At 63.4% G+C, this 18,899-nt stretch carries 15 protein-coding genes and 1 pseudogene; 11 read left to right on the top strand and 5 right to left on the bottom strand.

Translation table 11 applies throughout. The features are described 5' to 3' along the window. Positions 1-362 precede the first annotated feature (362 nt). From mnmC to ACOCG7_RS30470, 7 genes are all read left to right on the top strand, one after another. Entirely contained in the window at positions 363-2,339 is a 1,977-nt protein-coding gene (mnmC, locus tag ACOCG7_RS30500; protein ID WP_073427933.1) for a bifunctional tRNA (5-methylaminomethyl-2-thiouridine)(34)-methyltransferase MnmD/FAD-dependent 5-carboxymethylaminomethyl-2-thiouridine(34) oxidoreductase MnmC, read from the top strand. A gap of 825 nt (positions 2,340-3,164) precedes the next feature. After that, positions 3,165-4,370, top strand: coding sequence for a cation:proton antiporter (locus tag ACOCG7_RS30495; RefSeq protein WP_073427932.1), 1,206 nt, complete (start codon positions 3,165-3,167; stop codon positions 4,368-4,370). A gap of 125 nt (positions 4,371-4,495) precedes the next feature. Further along, positions 4,496-5,611 (top strand): YbdK family carboxylate-amine ligase, encoded by a 1,116-nt coding sequence (locus tag ACOCG7_RS30490; protein ID WP_073427871.1) that lies wholly within the window; start codon positions 4,496-4,498, stop codon positions 5,609-5,611. 533 nt (positions 5,612-6,144) lie between these two features. Next, positions 6,145-6,783, top strand: a complete 639-nt coding sequence (locus ACOCG7_RS30485; protein ID WP_073427870.1) for a MarR family winged helix-turn-helix transcriptional regulator — start codon at positions 6,145-6,147, stop codon at positions 6,781-6,783. Positions 6,784-6,911: 128 nt separating this feature from the next. After that, on the top strand, positions 6,912-7,625 hold the full coding sequence (locus ACOCG7_RS30480; RefSeq protein ID WP_073427869.1) for a glutamine amidotransferase: 714 nt from the start codon (positions 6,912-6,914) through the stop codon (positions 7,623-7,625). Positions 7,626-7,698: 73 nt separating this feature from the next. Further along, positions 7,699-8,811 (top strand): NADH:flavin oxidoreductase/NADH oxidase, encoded by a 1,113-nt coding sequence (locus ACOCG7_RS30475; RefSeq protein ID WP_073427868.1) that lies wholly within the window; start codon positions 7,699-7,701, stop codon positions 8,809-8,811. Between the two features lie 216 nt (positions 8,812-9,027). Beyond that, positions 9,028-9,570: an SET domain-containing protein gene (locus ACOCG7_RS30470; RefSeq protein ID WP_073427867.1), complete on the top strand. Its 543-nt coding sequence runs from the start codon at positions 9,028-9,030 to the stop codon at positions 9,568-9,570. A 57-nt stretch (positions 9,571-9,627) separates the two neighbouring features. On the opposite strand, the gene ACOCG7_RS30465 is transcribed toward ACOCG7_RS30470, so the two are convergent. Both ACOCG7_RS30465 and ACOCG7_RS30460 read right to left on the bottom strand, forming a co-directional pair. Beyond that, on the bottom strand, positions 9,628-11,142 hold the full coding sequence (locus tag ACOCG7_RS30465) for a sensor histidine kinase (protein WP_073427866.1): 1,515 nt from the start codon (positions 11,140-11,142) through the stop codon (positions 9,628-9,630). 134 nt (positions 11,143-11,276) lie between these two features. Then, on the bottom strand, positions 11,277-11,963 hold the full coding sequence (locus tag ACOCG7_RS30460) for a response regulator (protein ID WP_073427865.1): 687 nt from the start codon (positions 11,961-11,963) through the stop codon (positions 11,277-11,279). Between the two features lie 142 nt (positions 11,964-12,105). On the opposite strand from ACOCG7_RS30460, the gene ACOCG7_RS30455 reads away from it, so the two are divergent. Continuing rightward, positions 12,106-12,330, top strand: a complete 225-nt coding sequence (locus tag ACOCG7_RS30455; RefSeq protein ID WP_073427864.1) for a DUF3717 domain-containing protein — start codon at positions 12,106-12,108, stop codon at positions 12,328-12,330. 106 nt (positions 12,331-12,436) lie between these two features. Here ACOCG7_RS30455 and ACOCG7_RS30450 read toward each other — a convergent pair. Beyond that, positions 12,437-12,730 (bottom strand): annotated as a pseudogene (locus ACOCG7_RS30450) (4a-hydroxytetrahydrobiopterin dehydratase); the annotation flags it as partial. 227 nt (positions 12,731-12,957) lie between these two features. Here ACOCG7_RS30450 and ACOCG7_RS30445 point away from each other — a divergent pair. Next, positions 12,958-13,449, top strand: coding sequence for an Lrp/AsnC family transcriptional regulator (locus tag ACOCG7_RS30445; protein WP_421378453.1), 492 nt, complete (start codon positions 12,958-12,960; stop codon positions 13,447-13,449). A 45-nt stretch (positions 13,450-13,494) separates the two neighbouring features. Here ACOCG7_RS30445 and ACOCG7_RS30440 read toward each other — a convergent pair whose 3' ends face one another. Both ACOCG7_RS30440 and ACOCG7_RS30435 read right to left on the bottom strand, forming a co-directional pair. Beyond that, a complete protein-coding gene (locus tag ACOCG7_RS30440) occupies positions 13,495-14,031 on the bottom strand; it encodes a class IV adenylate cyclase (RefSeq protein ID WP_073427861.1) in 537 nt (178 codons plus the stop codon). A 309-nt stretch (positions 14,032-14,340) separates the two neighbouring features. Continuing rightward, positions 14,341-15,240, bottom strand: coding sequence for a LysR family transcriptional regulator (locus ACOCG7_RS30435; protein WP_073427860.1), 900 nt, complete (start codon positions 15,238-15,240; stop codon positions 14,341-14,343). Between the two features lie 131 nt (positions 15,241-15,371). On the opposite strand from ACOCG7_RS30435, the gene ACOCG7_RS30430 reads away from it, so the two are divergent. After that, the gene (locus tag ACOCG7_RS30430) at positions 15,372-16,910 is read left to right on the top strand and encodes a CoA-acylating methylmalonate-semialdehyde dehydrogenase (protein ID WP_073427859.1); all 1,539 of its coding nucleotides are present in this window, start codon (positions 15,372-15,374) and stop codon (positions 16,908-16,910) included. Positions 16,911-17,030: 120 nt separating this feature from the next. After that, complete coding sequence (locus ACOCG7_RS30425; RefSeq protein WP_073427858.1) at positions 17,031-18,746, top strand: GMC family oxidoreductase; 1,716 nt, start codon at positions 17,031-17,033, stop codon at positions 18,744-18,746. Positions 18,747-18,899: the final 153 nt, after the last annotated feature.

Below are 18,899 nucleotides of genomic sequence, written 5' to 3'. Positions count from 1 at the left end.
TACGTGCGCGGGCCGCGCCGTCGAGCAGCTGCGGCTCCGGATCCCGTCCGGACCAATAGCGCCGGACAGGTAACCGTCCGTCGGCCGTGCTGCCGCTCCCTTCGCGGCGCTTGCTATGATAGCGCAGCGCAAACCCAATCAGGATAAGGGTTTCGAAGATTTCAGCGGTTCCAGGGCCATGACAGCAAGGAAACCGCTCTTTTTGCTGTTCGAGGGCGCCAACCGAGGGCTGAAACCCAGCACGGACGGGGCTTGACGTTGGTTTTTGCCAACGTTCGGCGCGTCTTTTTCGCCGTCCGGCGAGCTGCCCGCGCTGGCGGTAACGTTTGATCCGCTCTTTCGAGCGTCATTTTTCGCCGCGCATGACCGATCCGCTGATCCCCGCCGTCCTCGCGTTTCGCGACAACGGCACGCCTTTTTCCCCGCTTTACGACGATATCTATCACAGCGCCGTCGGCGGTCTCGAACAGGCTCACCACGTTTTTCTGCGCGGCAACTCGCTGCCTGAGCGGTGGCGCGACCGGCGTGTTTTCACCGTGCTCGAGACAGGCTTCGGCATGGGCATCAACTTTCTGACGACCTGGGCCACGTGGCGCGCCGATCCGTCGCGCTGCGAGCGGCTGCACTTCGTGTCGACCGAAAAGCATCCGTTTACGCTCGCCGACTTGCGCAGCGTGTATGCGGCCACCGTTTCCGATCCGTCGATCGCGGCGCTGGCCGACACGCTTGCGAGCGCATGGCCGATGCTCGTGCCCGGCACGCATCGGCTCGAATTCGAGGGCGGCCAGGTCGTCCTCACGCTCGTGTTCGGCGACGCGCTACAGACGCTGCCAGCCTTGAGGCTGCGCGCCGACGCGTTTTACCTCGACGGCTTTGCGCCAGCCAGGAATCCCGAGCTCTGGACCCCCGCGATCTTCAAGGCGCTCACGCGCGTGGCGGGCGAGGGCGCCACTTTCGCCACCTACAGCAGCGCCGGCGAAGTCAAGCGCGCGCTGACGCAATGCGGCTTTGTGTACCAAAAAATCGACGGCTTCGGCTGGAAACGAGCGATGCTGGCCGGCCACTTCGCGCCGCGCTGGCGCGTGCGCCGCCATGAGCCGCCCGCGCCGCTCGCAGTCGACGAACGGCATGCGGTCGTGATCGGCGCGGGGCTCGCCGGTTGCGCGGTCATCGAACGGCTCGCGGCGCGCGGCTGGCGCGTTACCTCGCTGGAACGGCATGCATTGGTCGCGCAAGATGCGTCGGGTAATCCGGCCGGTGTTTTCCATCCGATGATCTCGCGCGACGACAGCGTCGCCTCGCGCGTGACGCGTGCCGGCTTTCTGTACACGCTTGGGCGCTGGGCCGCGCTCGAACGGTTGGGTCACCAGCCGTTGCGCGGCGGCCGGGGCTTGTTGCAAATCGCCACGAACGACGAAGAAGCCCGCTCGATCAGCGAGGCGATCGCCGCGTTCGGTAATCCGTCCGAGTACGTGACGCCGGTCGGCTCGAGCGAAGCGCACAGGCTCGCCGGCGTGCCCCTCGCGCGCGGCGGCTGGTTCTTTCCGCACGGCGGCTGGATCGACCCCGCGTCGCTGTGCGCCGCGCAATGCGCCGCGGCGGGCGGCTTGCTGGACCGGCGCTTCGGCGTCGACGTCGCGCGCATCGAGCGCTCCGGCGATCAATGGACGGTGTTCGACACAGCGGGCCAAGCCGTCGCCCGCGCGCCGGTAGTGGTGGTGGCGAGCGCCCACGATGCCGCGCGCATCGCCGGTTTGCGGTATGCGCCGACGCGCAGCATTCGCGGCCAGTTGACCTTGTTGCCGGCCGGCGCCGTGCCGCGACTCCAGGTGCCGGTGATCGGGGAAGGCTACGCGGTACCGCTCGCAAACGGCGTCACGCTGACCGGCGCCACCTACGAACTCGACGATCCGCATACGCTGCTGCGCGCGGGCGGTCATCTGGAAAACCTCGAGCGTGTGGCGCTCATGCTGCCGTCCTTCGCGGGCGTCGCCGGCGAGGCCAGAAACGCTCAGTCGGCCGAGTTCGCCGGACGCGTCGCGTTCCGCTGCGTCACCAGCGACCGCATGCCGATGATCGGCAATCTCGCCGACGAAGCGCAGGCTGCGCTCGACGCGCACCAACTGCGTGGCGCATGGCCGCTCGACCTGCCGCGTAGCCAGGGTTTGTACGGCGCGTTCGCCTATGGGTCGCGCGGGCTCGTGTGGGCCGCGCTCGGCGCGGAACTGATCGCTTCGCAGATCGAAGGCGAGCCGTGGCCGCTCGAACGCGATCTGGCCGAGGACATCGATCCCGCCCGCTTCCTTTTGCGGGCATTGCGTCAAGGGGTCGTAGGTTAACCGCGCGCGGGACTTATCCACCGCGGGATGTGGATAAGCAGGTGGTTTACCGGCGCAACTCGTGTGGAACCGTTGTGGACGTAAACGGGGTAACTTGGCCGCCGTCGAAAATCGCCAAAAGTTACCCTTGAGTCCCGGCTGTTCCCGCACATGCTGTGCATCCGGTTATGCCGTCGGCAAGCTGCTGATTTGCTTCGGTAAAAATGGGTTATCCACAGAAACCGAGGCAGCTTGTTAACTGTTACTACGTATACATACAGTAAACCTGTAAACAGAAAGGCCTAGGGCAGCGGAAGGCATTCGGCTGGGCAAGGCCTTCAAAATTTCGCGGCACGGCCCCTGCTGTGTGAATGCGCCGAAGCTAGGTCCCACGATGGTTTGTTATCCGCTATCGCGATCGAATCACGGCCATAAAACGGTCGCTTTTTCCTGGCATCATGAAGATAAGGTGCGTTTTTACCGTTTTGACGGCGCGTTCGTGTCTTTTCGGTCAAGGCAGAAAAAGCTATGGCACAATCGCCGTTCTTTTCCGCGTCGTGCCTCGCCTCGAACGGCACACGCAACCACGGAACGGTGCCGGTCAATCAGAATCTGATTCAAGTCGACGGCTTCCTTTCACCGTGCCGTGCCGGTTGCTGCGGCCGCACCCCCGAACGCGCCGAGCTCCCTGCGGCCGCGGCGCGTTCCGATCATCCGATCGTTGAAAACTCGCAACGCTGGTCACGCGAAGCGATCGCGATAGTGAGCGCCTCGCGCGCCACTCGCTCGCCGGTGTTTGCGCCGGTTCGTGTCGTCCGCCGTTGCTGCAAAGGAGAACCCATCACGATGAAGTCGGCGTTTTCATTTTTTCCGGCCTGGCCTCTCGCACCCGACGCCATTTTTTGGGCTGGCCTGGCTTTGCTCGCCGCGGGTCTCTGCGGTGAACTTTGCTATCGCGCGTGGCGTTTGCCGCGCATTTCCGGGTATGCGGTCATTGGTTTGATAGCCGGTGCGGCGGGTTCGGGCGTGATCGACTCGGATTCCGCGAGCGCCGCGCGGCCATTGCTCGATGTCGCGCTCGGTTTGCTGCTGTTCGAACTCGGCAGCCGGCTCGATCTGCGCTGGATCCGTCGCAATCCCTGGCTGATCCTGTCGAGCGTCGCCGAAGCCACGCTTACTTTTGCACTGGTTTTGCCGGTCTTGCTGTTCCTCAACGTGCCGCTCATGGTGGCGACCGTGCTCGCGGCGATCGCCATGGCGACTTCGCCCGCGATGGTGATTCAGCTCAAGACCGAATTGCGCGCGGAAGGCCAGGTCACCCAGCGTCTGTTGACGCTCACCGCGCTCAACAGCATGTATGCGGTGGTGATCGAAAAGCTCGTGTCGAGCTGGCTGCATCAGGAGGTCTATGGCAACGTTTTCGCCACGATTCTTCAGCCGCTGTATCTGCTGGTCGGCTCGCTCGTGCTCGCCTATCTGCTCGCGCGCACCTGCACGTTCTTTTATCGGCGGCTGAGCATGCAGGACGAACATTCGTTCGTCGCGCTGTTCGGTCTCGTGCTGCTGGCGATCGCGCTCGCGCATCTGTTCAAGCTGTCGACGATTCTCGCGCTGCTGGCCGCCGGCATCATCGTCAAGAATCACGAAGCGCGCCCGCAGTTGTGGCCGCAGCATTTCGGCACGGCCGGCTGGCTCCTGACCGTGATTCTGTTCGTGCTGACGCTCACGTCGTTCGAATGGAAACACATCGCGCTCGGCGGTGTCGCGGCGCTGGGTCTGATTGTTGCGCGCCTCGTCGCGAAACTGGTCGGCGTCCTCGCGTTCGCCAGGCCGAGCGGCTTGAACTGGAAGCAGGGCATGGCGCTCGGTTTGTCCTTGTCGCCGATGTCGGCGCTGGCTTATCTGCTAGTCGACGACACCTACAACCTTTATCCGAATTTCGATCCGCAGCTGCGGGCCATCGTGATGTGTTCGATTTTCGTGCTGCAGATTCTCGGGCCGTGGCTCGTGTATCGCAGCCTCGCGCTCGTGGCCGAACGGCGCGAAGAGTAGGCGTATCTAAAGGCACGTCAGCGCGCGGTGCGCTGTTCGGGCCCGACGCGCCTGATCCAACTTATTCGATTCAAAATCGGCCGGGCATCTGACACATACCGGGCCGATCCGACCCAGGGGACGCCATGTCACTCGAACCCTTCATCGATTCGAAACCGTTCACATTCGGCGTCGAACTCGAGATGCAAATCGTCAATACGCACGACTACGATCTGACCCGAGCCGGCTCCGATCTGATGCGGCTCATCAAGGACGAAAAGATTCCGGGCAACATCACGCCGGAAATCACCGAAAGCATGATCGAGTTGTCGACCGGCATTTGCACGACGCATGAACAGGCCGTCGCCGATTTGCGCAAGATTCGCGACACGCTGGTTTCCGCGGCGGACCGCCTGAACGTGGGGTTGTGCGGCGGCGGCACGCACGCTTTCCAGCAATGGAGCGAACGGCAAATCGTCGACACGCCGCGCTTCCAGTACCTTTCCGAGTTGTATGGCTATCTTGCCAAGCAATTCACGGTGTTCGGCCAGCATGTGCACATTGGCTGCCCGGATCCGAATAGCGCGCTCTACCTGCTGCATTCGATGTCGCGCTTCATTCCGCATTTCATCGCGCTGTCCGCCTCGTCGCCGTTCGTGCAGGGCGTGGATACCGGTTTTCATTCGGCGCGCCTGAACTCCGTGTTCGCGTTTCCGCTGTCGGGCCGTGCGCCGTTCGTGCTGACGTGGGACAGCTTCGAGGAATATTTCTCGAAGATGGTGCACACGGGTGTCGTCAACAGCATGAAGGATTTCTACTGGGACATCCGGCCGAAGCCGGGCTTCGGCACGATCGAAGTCCGCGTGATGGACACGCCGTTCTCGGTGGATCGCGCCGCGGCGATTGCCTGCTACATCCAGACGCTGGCGCGCCATCTGTTGCTCGACAAACCGATCACGCCGCGCGAGGACGATTACCTCGTCTACACGTTCAACCGTTTCGAGGCATGCCGTTTCGGGCTTGCCGGCACCTGCATCAATCCGCAAACCGGTGAACGCAAGACGATCTCCGAAGACATTCTCGAAACGCTCGATCTGATCGCACCGCACGCCGAAGCATTGGGTTCGGGCAAGGCGCTCGCCGAAATCGGCGCGATCGCTCGCAATCAGGTGAACGATGCGACGTGGTTGCGCGGCGTCGTCGATCGGGAAAAGTCCTTGCATGAAGCCGTTCGGCAGCAGTGTCTGCAATGGCGCGCTTAGCTCGACCCGCGTTGCGGGGAATTCGTAAGGAAACCCGCCTCGAGCGGGTTTTTTTTCTGTAATTTATTTTCCAGCTCGGCGCGCTTAAGGGTTTTTAGAAATCCCGTATACAAAAGTAGTAATAGTTAACAAGCATCGCATCCGCCTGTGGACAACTGACCAATGTCGTTCAAAGTCAAGACACTACGTAAACCATAACCGGGCTGATCGAAGGTGGGCCGATGCCGCGACGCGAGGACAACTCAGAGTCGGGCGGCGCGGTCAGCCGGCTTATCAAGAATCGGTGCACAGGTCGTCCCCGTGTTTTCCCGCGGTTATCCACAGATCGCGTTGGATAAGTTAGCTGTACGATTCGCCGCTCTCGCATAGAATGTCGTTTTCGCCGCCTTGGCCAGTCAGGCGGTAAATTTTTGAGATAGTCGAAACGGTCTCGCCCGCGACTGGGACGAGGCTACCCCACAAAGGCTACGGGCACGGTCGGCAGAAGGGGCGCCGATCCTGCACGAGGGCTGTAAATAAACCAATCGAAGATTATGAGCGAAGGCGTATACGGAGAACAGGCGACCGGGCGGGTGACCCACAGCCTATTGCGATTGAGCACGGCGATGCGAAGCCAGGCTTGGGAATGGGCCGAAGGCGCGGGTCTCACGCCGACTCAGGGCGAGATCCTGGTCTTGTTGATGCAGCGCAAGGGTCCGATGCGCCTGGGCGAGATCGCGCGTGAAACGGCGCTGACCGCCGCGACCACCAGCGATGCGGTGAGCACGCTCGAAGGCAAGGGTCTGGTCGAAAAGCGCCGCGCGCTCGACGACGGCCGCGCACTCGCGGTTCGCCTGACGGCGCGTGGCCGCACGGCCGCCAAGCGCGCCGCGCAATGGCCGGACTTTTTGGCCAAGGCGGTGGGCACGCTGCGCGACGACGAGCAGACCATGTTCTATCGCACGCTGCTGAAAACCGTTCATCAACTGGAAGCGCAAGGCACCATTCCGCCGCACCGCATGTGCCTGAGCTGCGCGCACTTCGAGCCGAGCAAGAATCCGAAGAAGACGCCGCATTACTGCGCGCTGCTCGACCTGAAGCTGTCGGATACGGATGTGCGCCTCGATTGCTCGGTGCATGAAACCGCCGACGCCGCCACCCAAAAGAAGACGTGGAAGATCTACGCCCAATAAGGCGGCTTCTTTCACGACAATCCGCTACACTGCCAAGCCGGCTACGGCGGTCGGCGCACATGCCGACCGCCAGCCGTTCGAGCGCCGCATAGCGGCAAGTCCTTAGTCAATCTGAAGGTGGGCAGCCGATGAATCGCGAAGTTCTGGCCATTCGGCACGTGTACTTCGAGGATCTGGGCAGTCTCGAGCTGGTGCTCGGCGAGCGCGGTCGCCCGGTCCGCTATCTCGACGTCGGCTTCGCACGTATCGAGGCGCCCGACCCGGTTGCCGCGTCGTTGATGGTGGTGCTGGGCGGTCCGATCAGCGCAACCGACGACGCACTTTACCCGACACTCGGGCCACTGCTGTCCAAGATCGAAAAACGCATCGTGGCCGGTTTGCCGACGCTCGGCATCTGCCTCGGCGCTCAATTGATCGCGCGCGCGCTCGGCGCGCGCGTCTATTCCGCAGGCCATACGGAACTCGGCTGGACGCCGCTTACCCTCACCGAGGCGGGCCGCGCTTCGCCGGTGCGTCATCTGGATGGGGCGCACACGTCCATGTTGCATTGGCACGGCGACACCTTCGATTTACCCGACGGCGCCACGCGGCTTGCTTCGACGCCGGCCTGCGAGAACCAGGCGTTCGCCTTTGGCGATCACGTTCTGGGTCTGCAATGTCACCCGGAGATTCGTGCCGACCGCTTCGAGCCCTGGCTGATCGGCAATGCCGGCGAGATTGCCGGTCACGGTATCGATGCCCGTCAGTTGCGCGCCGAGACCGCGCGTCTTGGTCCGGCGCTGGAAGCCGCCGCGCGCCGCATGTTCGGCGAATGGCTCGATCAGGTCGAGGCGACACCCTGACCAGGGCTTGACTGCAGTAAATCACTCGCGATGCTATGCTCGACCGCTCTCGGGTTCTTACTGGGCGGAATTCATGAGCGCGCTTTTTTCTCCGCTCACGCTGCGTAGCGTGACGCTTCCCAACCGTATCGTCGTGTCCCCGATGTGCCAGTACTCCGCCGAGCGCGGCGAGGCGACTGCATGGCACATGATCCATCTCGGCAGTCTCGCCTTGTCCGGCGCGGGCATGTTGTGCATCGAGGCGACCGCGGTCGAGCCCGATGGCCGCATCACGCCCGGCGATCTTGGACTGTGGGACGACGCCACCGAAGCCGCGCTCGTGCCGGTGCTGGCCGCTATCCGCAAGCATTCGCGCATCAGCGTGACGATGCAGTTGGCGCACGCCGGGCGCAAGGCCTCGAGTCATGCGCCGTGGGAAGGCGGGCAACTGATTCCGGTGTCGCAAGGCGGCTGGCTGCCGCACGCGCCGTCCGCGTTGCCGCATAAGGCGGGCGAAGAGCCGCCTCTCGCGCTCGACACAGCCGGCTTGAACCGGATTCGTGAAGCATTCGCGGCGTCTGCGCGGCGCGCCGCGCGCCTGGGTATCGATGCGTTGGAAGTGCACGCGGCACACGGCTATCTGCTGCATCAGTTCCTCTCGCCGATCGCCAATCAACGCGGCGACGAGTACGGCGGCTCGCTCGGCAACCGCATGCGTTTTCCACTCGAAATCTTCGACATCGTGCGCGCCGCATTTCCCGCCGACAAACCGGTGGGCGTGCGGGTTTCCGCGACCGACTGGGTCGAAGGCGGCTGGACACTTGAAGATACGATCGCGTTTGCCGACGAGTTGAAAAAGCGCGGCTGCGACTGGATCGACGTGTCATCGGGCGGTGTCTCGCCGTTGCAGAAGATCCCGCTCGAACCGGGCTATCAGATTCCATTCGCCAGGGCGGTCAAGCAGGCCACCGGCCTCACCACCATCGGCGTGGGACTCATCACCGATCCGGTCCATGCCGAGCAACTGATCGAAGCCGGCGACGCCGATCTGATCGCATTGGCCCGTGCCTTGCTGTACAACCCGCGCTGGCCCTGGCACGCCGCGGCGCAACTCGGTGCGACGGTCGAGGCGCCGCCGCAGTACTGGCGCTCGCAACCGCGCGAGCAGAAAGCGCTGTTCGGCGAGATTTCGTTCGGACAACGGTGAAGACGCCGGCGCGTCTTGCGCTGAGCGCTTATTGACGGTTGAACGAAGCCGTCTTGAGCGTGTAGGATGCCGGTTGTGGCGCATGGGCGTCCAAGGTTCGCGGCGCTCGCAAGGCGCCGCGTTTGCTATCGGCGTCAGCAAAAGCAGCGCGTCAGACGCGAGCATGGCTGACGGCTACCGGAACTTCACTTTCAGTTCTTCACAAGGATTCATTCAATGAGTTCACGCAGGATCGCCGTGCGTCGTTCGGGTGTGCACGGCAAAGGCGTGTTTGCCCTCGAACCGATTGCGGCCGGCGAACGGCTGATCGAATACAAAGGTGAGCGGATCTCTTGGAAAGAAGCGTTGCGCCGTCATCCGCATAATCCGGCGGAACCGAATCACACGTTCTATTTCGCGCTCGACAGCGGCAAGGTCATCGACGGCAAGGTGAACGGCAATAGTGCGCGATGGATCAACCATTCATGCGCGCCGAACTGTGAAGCCGAGGAGATCGACGGTCACGTGTACGTGCATGCGTTGCGCGACATTGCCGAGGGCGAGGAAGTCTTTTACGACTATGGCCTCGTGATCGACGCGCGTCAGACCAAGAAGCTCAAGAAGGAATACGAATGCCGTTGCGGCGCGCGCAAGTGCCGCGGCACGATGCTGGCGTTGCCGGAGAAAGAGAAGGGCGCGGGGAAATCGGACAAGGCGGCGAAGTCGGTCAAGTCGTTGAAGAAGGCCGCGGCGCCAGCGAAAAAAGCGAAGAAGAAATGAAACGCGGGCGGCCTGAATTGACGATAAAGTCCAGGCCGCCCGCGTTGACCCGCATCGTCACATATCGATCGGCGCCGAGTGCGCCGATTTTTTTTCGGGCTGCCCGGGGCCTTCTTCTGTCTGCGCACCGGGGCTGCTCTGAGCAGTGGTGGGCACGAGCGGAATGCGGACGATAAAACGTGCTCCGCCTTCCGGTGCGTCTTCGTAATGCACGCTGCCGTGATGCAGCACCATGATGTCGTGAACGATCGCGAGCCCGAGACCGGCGCCGCCGTCCACGCCGGAGTCGCTCTGGCCATCGCCGCGGAAGAATCGTTTGAACAGATCCGCCTGCTGCGTGAGCGGCACGCCCGGCCCGTTGTCCTCGACGATGATCTCGGCCATGCGCACCTGGTCGATCACCGTTTGCGACACCGTCACCGTGATGCGCCCGCCATCGAAGCGCGAAGGCGGCACGTACTTCAGCGCGTTATCCAGCAGATTCGCCATCACTTCGTGCAGCAGCACGGGATTGCCGCGTGCCATCAGCGGATGATCGTTGGCGGGATCGTCGAGCCGCTGGAAACCGAGGTCGACGTGAAACGCCAGCGCGCGCGGCACCCATTCCGCACCCGTGTCGAACGCGAGCGCGGCCATATCGACATCGACGAAGCGGGCCGCCTGTTCGCCCGGCTCGGCGCGCGCGAGCGACAGCAGTTGATTCGACAGCCGCACCGCGCGGTCGGCTGCGGCGCGCAGCTCGCGCACCGCGGCCAGCGCTTGCTGCGGGTCGCGCGCCACAGCGGCTTGCTCCGCATGGAGCTTGACGGCGGTGAGCGGCGTGCGCAGTTGATGCGCGGCGTCGGCGATGAATTTGCGCTGGCCGTCGAGCGCGGTTTTCAGGCGATCGAGCAGGGCGTTCAGCGCGCCGGTGAGGGGCCGGATTTCGACCGGCACGTAGGTTTCGTCGACCGGTTCGAGGGAGGTGTGGGTCTGCCGGTTCAGCGAGTCGGCAAGATCGGTCAGCGGATTGAGCTGCTGATTGACGACGCGCCACACGATGATCCACCCCGCCAGCAGCAACAACAGCAGCGGCATCATGATCGCGACCAGAAACTCGGCGGCGATTTGAAAACGGTGATGCACCGGCTGACCCACTTCGACGACGATCGGATTGCCGACCGGCTGGTCGACGCGCACCTGCGCCACGCGCACCGTCACGCCTTCGTGCTGCGTTTCGAACACATACGCGTAGTGCATGCGCCGCACGCTGGTGCCTTGCAGCGGCAGCTTAGGGTCGCCGGCGATTTCGGTTTCGCCGTTGCTGATCCGGTAGACCAGGTGCTCGACCGGATCGGAGAACATGGCTTGCGCGAGCGGCGGCACGGTGAACCGTGCATCCGCTCCGGCGATCTGGATCTGTTTGGAGATGGCGGTGGCGAGATCGGCGAGCGAGCGGTCCACCACGTGCTGCGTGTACTGCCACGCGAGCCAGTAAGCGATCAGACCGCTCATCAGCGCGAGCAGCGAAAGGGGAGCGGCGAGGCGCCGCAGCAGCGTGCGGCGCAGACTATTGGCGGCCGGCTGGGGCATGATCGAACGCGCGGGAAAGTGGCAACGGCGAAGGCGCCGTGAAATTCCGCCGGATGCCGGCGAATCGCGCACCAGGTGCGCGGCGCCGGCCCGGCGCCGTCAGGCCGCGACGAAGATCGCGGCCCTCAGGGCGATTATGCGGCCTGACGGATTTCCTGCAACAGATAACCGAAGCCACGCACCGTGACGATTTCGACGCGGCAGCTTTCGAGCTTTTTACGCACCCGGTGCACATAGACCTCGATCGCGGTGTCGCCGAGATCGCCGCCGAAGTGCGTCAGATGGTCTTGCAATTGCGCCTTGCTGACCACGCGGCCATGACGCAGCAACAGCATTTCGAGCACGGCGAATTCACGCGGCGACAGTTCGAGCGGCTTGTCGTCGTTGAAAATGCGGCGATCGACGCCCGACAGGCGCACGCCGCCGAGCGACACTTCCGGACGCGGCATGTCGCCGTGCGGACCGCTGCGGCGCATCACCGCGCGAATGCGCGCTTCGAGTTCCGCGGGTTCGAACGGCTTCAGCAGGTAATCGTCGGCACCGGAATTCAGGCCTTGAACGCGGTCGTTCAATTCGTCGCGCGCGGTGAGGATGATCACCGGCGTATGACGATTGCTCTGACGAAAACGCGACAGCAGCGTCATGCCGTCGATACCGGGCAGACCCAGATCGAGGATCACCAGTTCATGGCGGTTTTGCGTGAGGGCCTGCTCGGCGAAGATGCCGTCATGGACCATGTCGACGGTGAAGCCGGCTTGTTCGAGACTGCTTTGGATGCCGCGTGCGATGGGGCGGTCATCTTCAATCAGAAGGAGTCGCATGGGTTTCGCTCAATTACAATGGGTTAGGCATGTGGGCAAGCGGTTCGCCGGGGCGCCTGCCGCACAGCCGGGGCGTGCGCCGCGGCCGTGCCGATAACCGGCACGAACCGCCGCGAAGCAGCCACTGAGCGATCACGAAGTCATGTCCGAGATAACGATTCACGAACTGGAAGCCGCGATCAACTTCTGGCGCGCCCGCTCACCTTCGAGCGGCGACGAACTCGTTCTGTGCAAGGAGGCAAGCGCGCTCTCCAAGCCGTATGCGTTGATGATTGTACAGCGTCAGCAGACGCTATCGCGGGATCGTTTGGACGCGGTTGCGCGGCAGGCGTGGGATTCTTACGTGTACCTTAAGAACAGCCTGTAGAACTGAAGGTTTGGATGCCCGATAGCCTGCAATGCCCTTTCAGTACTGACCGAATCGTTCGATAAACCTCGATCGAACGCCCCGGCACGCAACCTGAGCGCAGGTGTTACGAAGTAATACTGTCGATGAACCGGGCCAGTTCGATGTCACGCTCGCTCAAGCCGTCGACCTCGTGCGTGGACAACGTGATTTCCACCTTGTCGTAGACGTTGAACCATTCCGGGTGGTGGTCCATCTCCTGCGCCTTGATCGCCACGCGCGTCATGAAGCCGAATGCTTCGTTGAAGTCGGCGAATCTGAACTGCCGCTGGATTGCGTCGCGGCCGGCCACGGCTTGCCAGCCGTGCAGTTTCGCAACCTGCGTCGCACGTTGCTCGGAAGTCAGTTTATGAATCATGGCGCTACCTCGTTGAGCTGGACAGGCGCGCCGAAAAAGCCGGGCGCGTCCATTATCTTTTCACGGATCCGGCGAGCTTGCCGTGCGTGTCGTCGGCGTTTGTCTTCAGATATCGCCGTGCGTCCGCCAGCCTTTGCGTGAGCCGCTTCCGCCGGGGCGACCGTGTTCGAGTCTGAGAACCCGCGTGCAATAATCGCGCATTCAACGGCGATTCCGTGCGGACACTCATCATGTTGGAACTCGATCACTTCGATCTCGCGTTGCTGGACGTTCTTCAGCGCTTTGGCCGCGCCACGCATCAGCAATTGGCGGAGCAAGTGCCGCTGTCGCCGTCGCAGATCGGACGGCGTTTGCAGCGGCTGGAGCAACTGGGGGTGGTGGACGGCTATCGTGTCGTGCTGCGTCCGGAGAAGCTCGGGCTCGGCGTCACGGCCTTCGCGAGCTTGAAGTTGAAGCACCACGGCGATTCGGTCATCGAGCAATTCCAGCAGCAGATCGAGGTGCTGCCTGAAGTGCTGGAATGTCACGCGGTAGTCGGCGACGCCGACTACTTGTTGCGCATCGTGGCGCCCGATCTGAACTATCTGTCGACGTTCGTCATGAAGAAGCTGATGCGCGTGCCGGGCGTCGATAGCGTGCGCTCGAATATCGTGCTCACCACGTTCAAGCGTAACGGGCCGTTGCCGCTCGGCCATCTGTCGCCCGGAGCGGCTGCGGCTTAAGTAACGGTTGTTGCACGGGCTCGCCCGCGACCGCGCAGCGATCATTCATGCCGCTTGCTTCGGCTCGCTCTCCGGGCTCAGCAAATCGACGTAGGCCACCGCCACCAGATCCGCTTCCGGCACGCCGAGGCTCGCGAACATCGCATGCGCTTCGGCGTGGCCGCTTTCTTCGTCGTCATCCTGGGCGAGCACGACTTCGAGTTCGACGAAGTCACCGAGACCGTCCACGCGGTCCAGGTGAATCCGCGTGCGCCCGGTCAGATACACATGACGTTCCTTCGTGACGATGCCGCGCGTGGTCAGCGCGGTGGCGAGCAGCGCGTGCATCGCTTCGGGGTTCGTGACGGGGCTGCGCGTGTAATACGACGCCTTCGGGCCGTCGCGGTCGTCGCGCTGATAGAAGATCAATTCGGCCGGCGTGCCGTCGTCGAACTGGCGCAGTTTCAGGCGGCCGCGCGGCACGTCGTAGAAAAAGTCCTGCTGGCGGAAGATCAGCGGCGCGTCGGGCGCGAGCTGCGCGGCGCGTTCGCGCAGTTGCTCGAAATGCTGGGCGCGGGCTTTGATTTCAATGTTGCGTGCCATGTCAGGCTCCTGTCGATGAATGGAGTGGTCGGCGGCTTCCGGTGTTGACGGCGAAGCTGCCGGGAAGGACGAAGTCAGACGGAACAGAAAACGATGCGGGGCCGGCGCGTAAGCGCGAAGCGTCAATCTAACAAAAAGTCCGTGACGGCGTGGTTTCAGATGAGAGGGTGGCGCGCGGAACTGCGCTTGGCCGGCCGCTCGGGCCAAGCGCGGACGAACTGGCAGCGAGCATGAGCATCGAACCTGCGCCTGTCATGAGAACGGCTCATATCGGTTCCGCGCCGCTTCCAGCCGCGTCCACGTCCACCCTCATGTCGCCCATTGCTGTTCGATCAGCTTCAATGCCGCCGCGATCGCCGGCTCGTCCTTGCGCGCCGCGAGCGTAATGAAACTGAGCTGGGTCGGCACGGTGACGCCTTCCACGATGGTCAGCGCGTGCGCATGCGCTTCGGCGATCGCGGTGGCGTCGCGCGCCAGCGTCAGGCCGACGCCCGACTTGACGAGATCGAGCATCGACGGCTCCTGGTCCACTTCCGCCACCTTGAGCGGTTTCACGCCCGCTTCGCCGAAGCAGCGCGACAACAAGCGGTTGTGAGCGGAGGCGGGCGGCGTCCAGATCCACGGCAGCGCCGCGAGCGAGCGCCAGTCGCGCGCGCCCTTCACGCGGTCCTTCCAGCCGGGCGGCGCCAGCACGCGATACTGGAAATGCGTGAGCGTGACGGCGTGGAAGGCCGCGCCGTCGCGTGGATCGTCGTCGGAGGGCAGGCCGATGTAGTAACCCACGTCCAGTTCGCCCGCGCGAACCTGCTCCAGCACCCAGCCCGACATGCCATGCCGCAAGGCCGTCTCGATGCGCGGCCAGGTCTCCACCAGTTGCTTCAGAAAGCCGCCCAGGCGCAGAAACGTCGGGTCGAGAATCGTGCCGATCTGCAAGCGTCCGCGCACTTCGTGACGCAGCGACTCCGCCGCCCGCTGCACGTCGCTCGCGGCGGCGAGCGCCCGCTCGGCGTGCGGCAGAAGCGCCTGACCATCGCGCGTGAGCGAGAGCCCGTGCGAGGTCCGCGTGAACAGCGTGACGCCCAGCGTCTCCTGCAAATGTTTGATTTGCAGGCTGACGGCGGGTTGGGTCAGGTGCAGTTGCACGGCGGCACGCGTGAGGTTGCCCTCGCGTGCGACGATGACGAAAGCCCGGAGCAGAGTCAGATCCATATCCTGATATTAGCGCGGCTTATAGCGCAATTGAGCATTACTCATTGGATTTGTGCGCCCGAAGCGCCTTACGCTTGCGTTCATCACGCCGGTCGCGTCGGGCGGACGACTTTCACACCAAGAGGAACGAGATGAGCGAGACACATCAGGACGAGACCGTCCGCAGCGAAACGAGCGCCCGCGCGCTGACCCATTTCATCAACGGCAAGACGGTCGACGGCACCAGCCATCGTTTCGGCGACGTCTTCAATCCCGCGCTCGGCGCCGTGAGCGCCCGCGTGCCGCTGGCGAGCGTCGCCGAAGTGGACGCGGCGGTCGCCGCCGCCCGCGACGCGTTCCCCGCATGGAGCGAAACCGCGCCGATCAAACGGGCGCGCGTGCTGTTCAAATTCAAGGAATTGCTCGATCGCCACCACGACGAACTGGCGGAATTGATCACACGTGAACACGGCAAGGTGTTCTCGGACGCGAAGGGCGAAGTGATGCGCGGCATCGAGATCGTCGAGTTCGCGTGCGGCATTCCCAATCTGCTGAAGACCGACTTCACCGATCAGATCGGCGGCGGGATCGACAACTGGAATCTGCGGCAGCCGCTCGGCGTGGTCGCCGGAATCACGCCGTTCAATTTCCCGATGATGGTGCCGTGCTGGATGTTCCCGGTGGCGATCGCGTGCGGCAACACGTTCGTGCTGAAGCCGTCGGAGCGTGACCCGTCCGCGTCGATCCGTCTCGCCGAATTGTTCAAGGAGGCCGGCTTGCCGGATGGCGTGCTCAACGTCGTGCATGGCGACAAGGTCGCGGTCGACGCCTTGCTCGTGCATCCCGAAGTGAGCGCGTTGTCGTTCGTGGGCTCGACGCCGATCGCCGAATACATCTATACGGAAGGCACGAGGCACGGCAAGCGCGTGCAGGCGTTGGGCGGCGCAAAGAATCACCTGGTGGTGATGCCGGACGCGGATCTCGATCAGGCTGTCGACGCATTGATCGGCGCGGCCTACGGTTCGGCGGGCGAGCGCTGCATGGCGATTTCGGTGGCCGTCGCAGTGGGGCATATCGCCGACGAATTGATCGAGCGGCTCACACCGCGCGTGAAGAGCCTGAAGATTCTCAACGGCATGGAATCGGCCGCCGAAATGGGACCGCTGGTCACAGCCGCGCATCGCGAGAAAGTGACGGGCTATATCGAAGCGGGTGTCGCCGCGGGCGCGAAGCTGGTGGTCGACGGACGTGGTCATCAGGTGCCCGGGCACGAGCAGGGCTTCTTTCTCGGCGGCACCTTGTTCGACGATGTCTCGACCGACATGAAGATTTACCGCGAGGAGATTTTCGGACCGGTGCTGTGCGTGGTGCGGGTGCCGGATTTCGCTTCCGCGGTGGAGCTCATCAACGCCAACGAGTTCGCCAACGGCGTGTCGCTGTTCACTTCCGACGGCGGTGTCGCGCGGGCTTTCTCCCGTCAGATCCAGATCGGCATGGTGGGGATCAACGTGCCGATTCCGGTGCCGATGGCGTGGCATTCCTTTGGCGGCTGGAAGAAGTCGCTGTTCGGCGATCATCACGCTTATGGCGAGGAAGGCGTGCGGTTCTACACGCGCTATAAGAGCATCATGCAGAGATGGCCCGACAGCATCGCGAAGGGTGCCGAGTTCACGATGCCTGTCGCCAAATAGTTTGAGACGTTTGCCTTCGGCGGCGCTGTTTCGCGGCGCGCCGAAGGCACGAAATGAACGGGCGCATGCAGGCAAACAGCAACCAGACGCCTTGCGGAAAAAGAGCCAGGAGACAAAACAATGAGCGACACCGATAGCCCATCCCGGGCAGCCCGGCGCCTGGAAGGCGAATTCGATTACATCATCGTCGGCGCGGGCACGGCGGGTTGCGTGCTCGCCAATCGCCTCACTGAGGATCCGGAAATCCAGGTGCTGCTGCTCGAAGCCGGCGGCAAAGACGACTACCACTGGATTCACGTGCCGGTCGGCTACCTCTATTGCATCGGCAATCCGCGCACGGACTGGCTTTATAAAACCCAGGCGGAACCCGGCCTCAACGGCCGCGCGCTGTCCTATCCACGCGGGCGCGTACTAGGCGGCAGTTCGTCGATCAACGGCATGATCTACATGCGCGGTCAGCGGGAAGACTACGACGAGTGGGCGCGCGTGACCAACGACGCGTCCTGGTCCTGGAACGCGGTCCTGCCCATCTTCAAGCGCAGCGAAGACCACCACGCCGGCGCGAATGAATCGCATGGCGCGGGGGGGCCGTGGCGCGTCGAAAAGCAACGGCTCAAATGGAAAATCCTCGAGGAGTTTTCGAATGCCGCGCAACAGACCGGCATACCCGCTACCGATGACTTCAATCGCGGCGACAACACCGGCGTCGGCTACTTCGACGTCAATCAGAAACGCGGCATTCGTTGGAACGCGTCGAAGGCGTTTCTGCGTCCCGCGCTCAAGCGGCCGAATCTCACGATCATCACCGGCGCGCACACGCAGCGCGTCGTGTTCGAAGGACGCCGCTGCACCGGCGTCGAATATCGCGGCGACAACACCGACTATCTCGCCAAGGCGCGCTGCGAAGTGATCCTCAGCGCGGGCGCGGTCAATTCGCCGCAACTGCTCGAGCTATCCGGCATCGGCAACGGCGCGCGTCTGCAAAATCTGGGTATCGCCGTCGTGAACGATCTGCGCGGCGTCGGCGAAAACCTGCAGGACCATTTGCAATTGCGGATGGCTTATCAGGTCGACGGCGTGCGCACGCTCAATACCGCGTCCGCGCATTGGTGGGGCAAGCTGATGATCGGCGTGCAATATGCGCTCTTTCAAAGCGGGCCGATGTCGATGTCGCCGTCGCAACTCGGCGCGTTCGCCAGGTCCGACCCGGATGACCGCTCGCTCACGCGCCCCGACCTCGAGTATCACGTGCAGCCGCTCTCGCTCGATCGCTTCGGCGAACCGCTGCATCGCTTCAATGCGTTCACGGCTTCGGTGTGTCATTTGCGGCCGACTTCGCGCGGCAGCATTCACATCGAATCGGCGGATGCGTCGGCGCCGCCGTTGATCGCGCCCAACTATCTCTCCACCGATTACGACCGGCACGTCGCCGCGAACGCGCTGCGTCTCACGCGCCGCATTGCTGCGGCGCCCGCGCTCGCGCGCTATCGGCCGCGGGAAATTTTGCCCGGTCTCCAGTATCAGACCGAGGAAGAACTGCAGCAGGCCGCGGGCGCGGTCGGCACCACGATCTTTCATCCGGTCGGCACCTGCCGCATGGGTACGAGCGACGATCCGGGCGCGGTGGTCGATAACCGGCTACGAGTTATCGGTGTTGACGGCTTGCGCGTCGTCGATGCATCCGTCATGCCCACCATTACTTCGGGCAACACCAACTCGCCCACGTTGATGATCGCCGAGCGTGCGAGCGACATGATCCGCGAAGATCGCCGCGCGCGCGTGGCCGGCAGCGTGGCCGCGCAAATCAGCGCCACGCCGTCGATGTCCGCTTTGTGACAGGCGAGAATGCTTGCCGCATAGGCGACTCGCCGCATGTGTCGGACAGATGTGTCGTGCAATGAAGAAAGGTTGAGCAAGCAACGTGCACGCATCGACCGTGCGCGAGACGGCGTCATCCACTAAGTGCAAATCCCAATGAATGCGCTGCAT

The sequence above is a fragment of the Paraburkholderia sp. DD10 genome, assembly GCF_049177125.1.
GTDB classification, from domain to species: Bacteria; Pseudomonadota; Gammaproteobacteria; order Burkholderiales; family Burkholderiaceae; genus Paraburkholderia; species Paraburkholderia terricola.
This window is presented reverse-complemented; position numbering and strand designations above follow the sequence as displayed.

Excerpts from the sequence above, each read along its gene's own strand:
- mnmC (WP_073427933.1), top strand. The coding sequence starts at position 363 with ATGACCGATCCGCTGATCCCCGCCGTCCTCGCGTTTCGCGACAACGGC.
- ACOCG7_RS30495 (WP_073427932.1), top strand. The coding sequence starts at position 3,165 with ATGAAGTCGGCGTTTTCATTTTTTCCGGCCTGGCCTCTCGCACCCGAC.
- ACOCG7_RS30490 (WP_073427871.1), top strand. The coding sequence starts at position 4,496 with ATGTCACTCGAACCCTTCATCGATTCGAAACCGTTCACATTCGGCGTC.
- ACOCG7_RS30485 (WP_073427870.1), top strand. The coding sequence starts at position 6,145 with ATGAGCGAAGGCGTATACGGAGAACAGGCGACCGGGCGGGTGACCCAC.
- ACOCG7_RS30480 (WP_073427869.1), top strand. The coding sequence starts at position 6,912 with ATGAATCGCGAAGTTCTGGCCATTCGGCACGTGTACTTCGAGGATCTG.
- ACOCG7_RS30475 (WP_073427868.1), top strand. The coding sequence starts at position 7,699 with ATGAGCGCGCTTTTTTCTCCGCTCACGCTGCGTAGCGTGACGCTTCCC.
- ACOCG7_RS30470 (WP_073427867.1), top strand. The coding sequence starts at position 9,028 with ATGAGTTCACGCAGGATCGCCGTGCGTCGTTCGGGTGTGCACGGCAAA.
- ACOCG7_RS30465 (WP_073427866.1), bottom strand. The coding sequence starts at position 11,142 with ATGCCCCAGCCGGCCGCCAATAGTCTGCGCCGCACGCTGCTGCGGCGC.
- ACOCG7_RS30460 (WP_073427865.1), bottom strand. The coding sequence starts at position 11,963 with ATGCGACTCCTTCTGATTGAAGATGACCGCCCCATCGCACGCGGCATC.
- ACOCG7_RS30455 (WP_073427864.1), top strand. The coding sequence starts at position 12,106 with ATGTCCGAGATAACGATTCACGAACTGGAAGCCGCGATCAACTTCTGG.
- ACOCG7_RS30445 (WP_421378453.1), top strand. The coding sequence starts at position 12,958 with ATGTTGGAACTCGATCACTTCGATCTCGCGTTGCTGGACGTTCTTCAG.
- ACOCG7_RS30440 (WP_073427861.1), bottom strand. The coding sequence starts at position 14,031 with ATGGCACGCAACATTGAAATCAAAGCCCGCGCCCAGCATTTCGAGCAA.
- ACOCG7_RS30435 (WP_073427860.1), bottom strand. The coding sequence starts at position 15,240 with ATGGATCTGACTCTGCTCCGGGCTTTCGTCATCGTCGCACGCGAGGGC.
- ACOCG7_RS30430 (WP_073427859.1), top strand. The coding sequence starts at position 15,372 with ATGAGCGAGACACATCAGGACGAGACCGTCCGCAGCGAAACGAGCGCC.
- ACOCG7_RS30425 (WP_073427858.1), top strand. The coding sequence starts at position 17,031 with ATGAGCGACACCGATAGCCCATCCCGGGCAGCCCGGCGCCTGGAAGGC.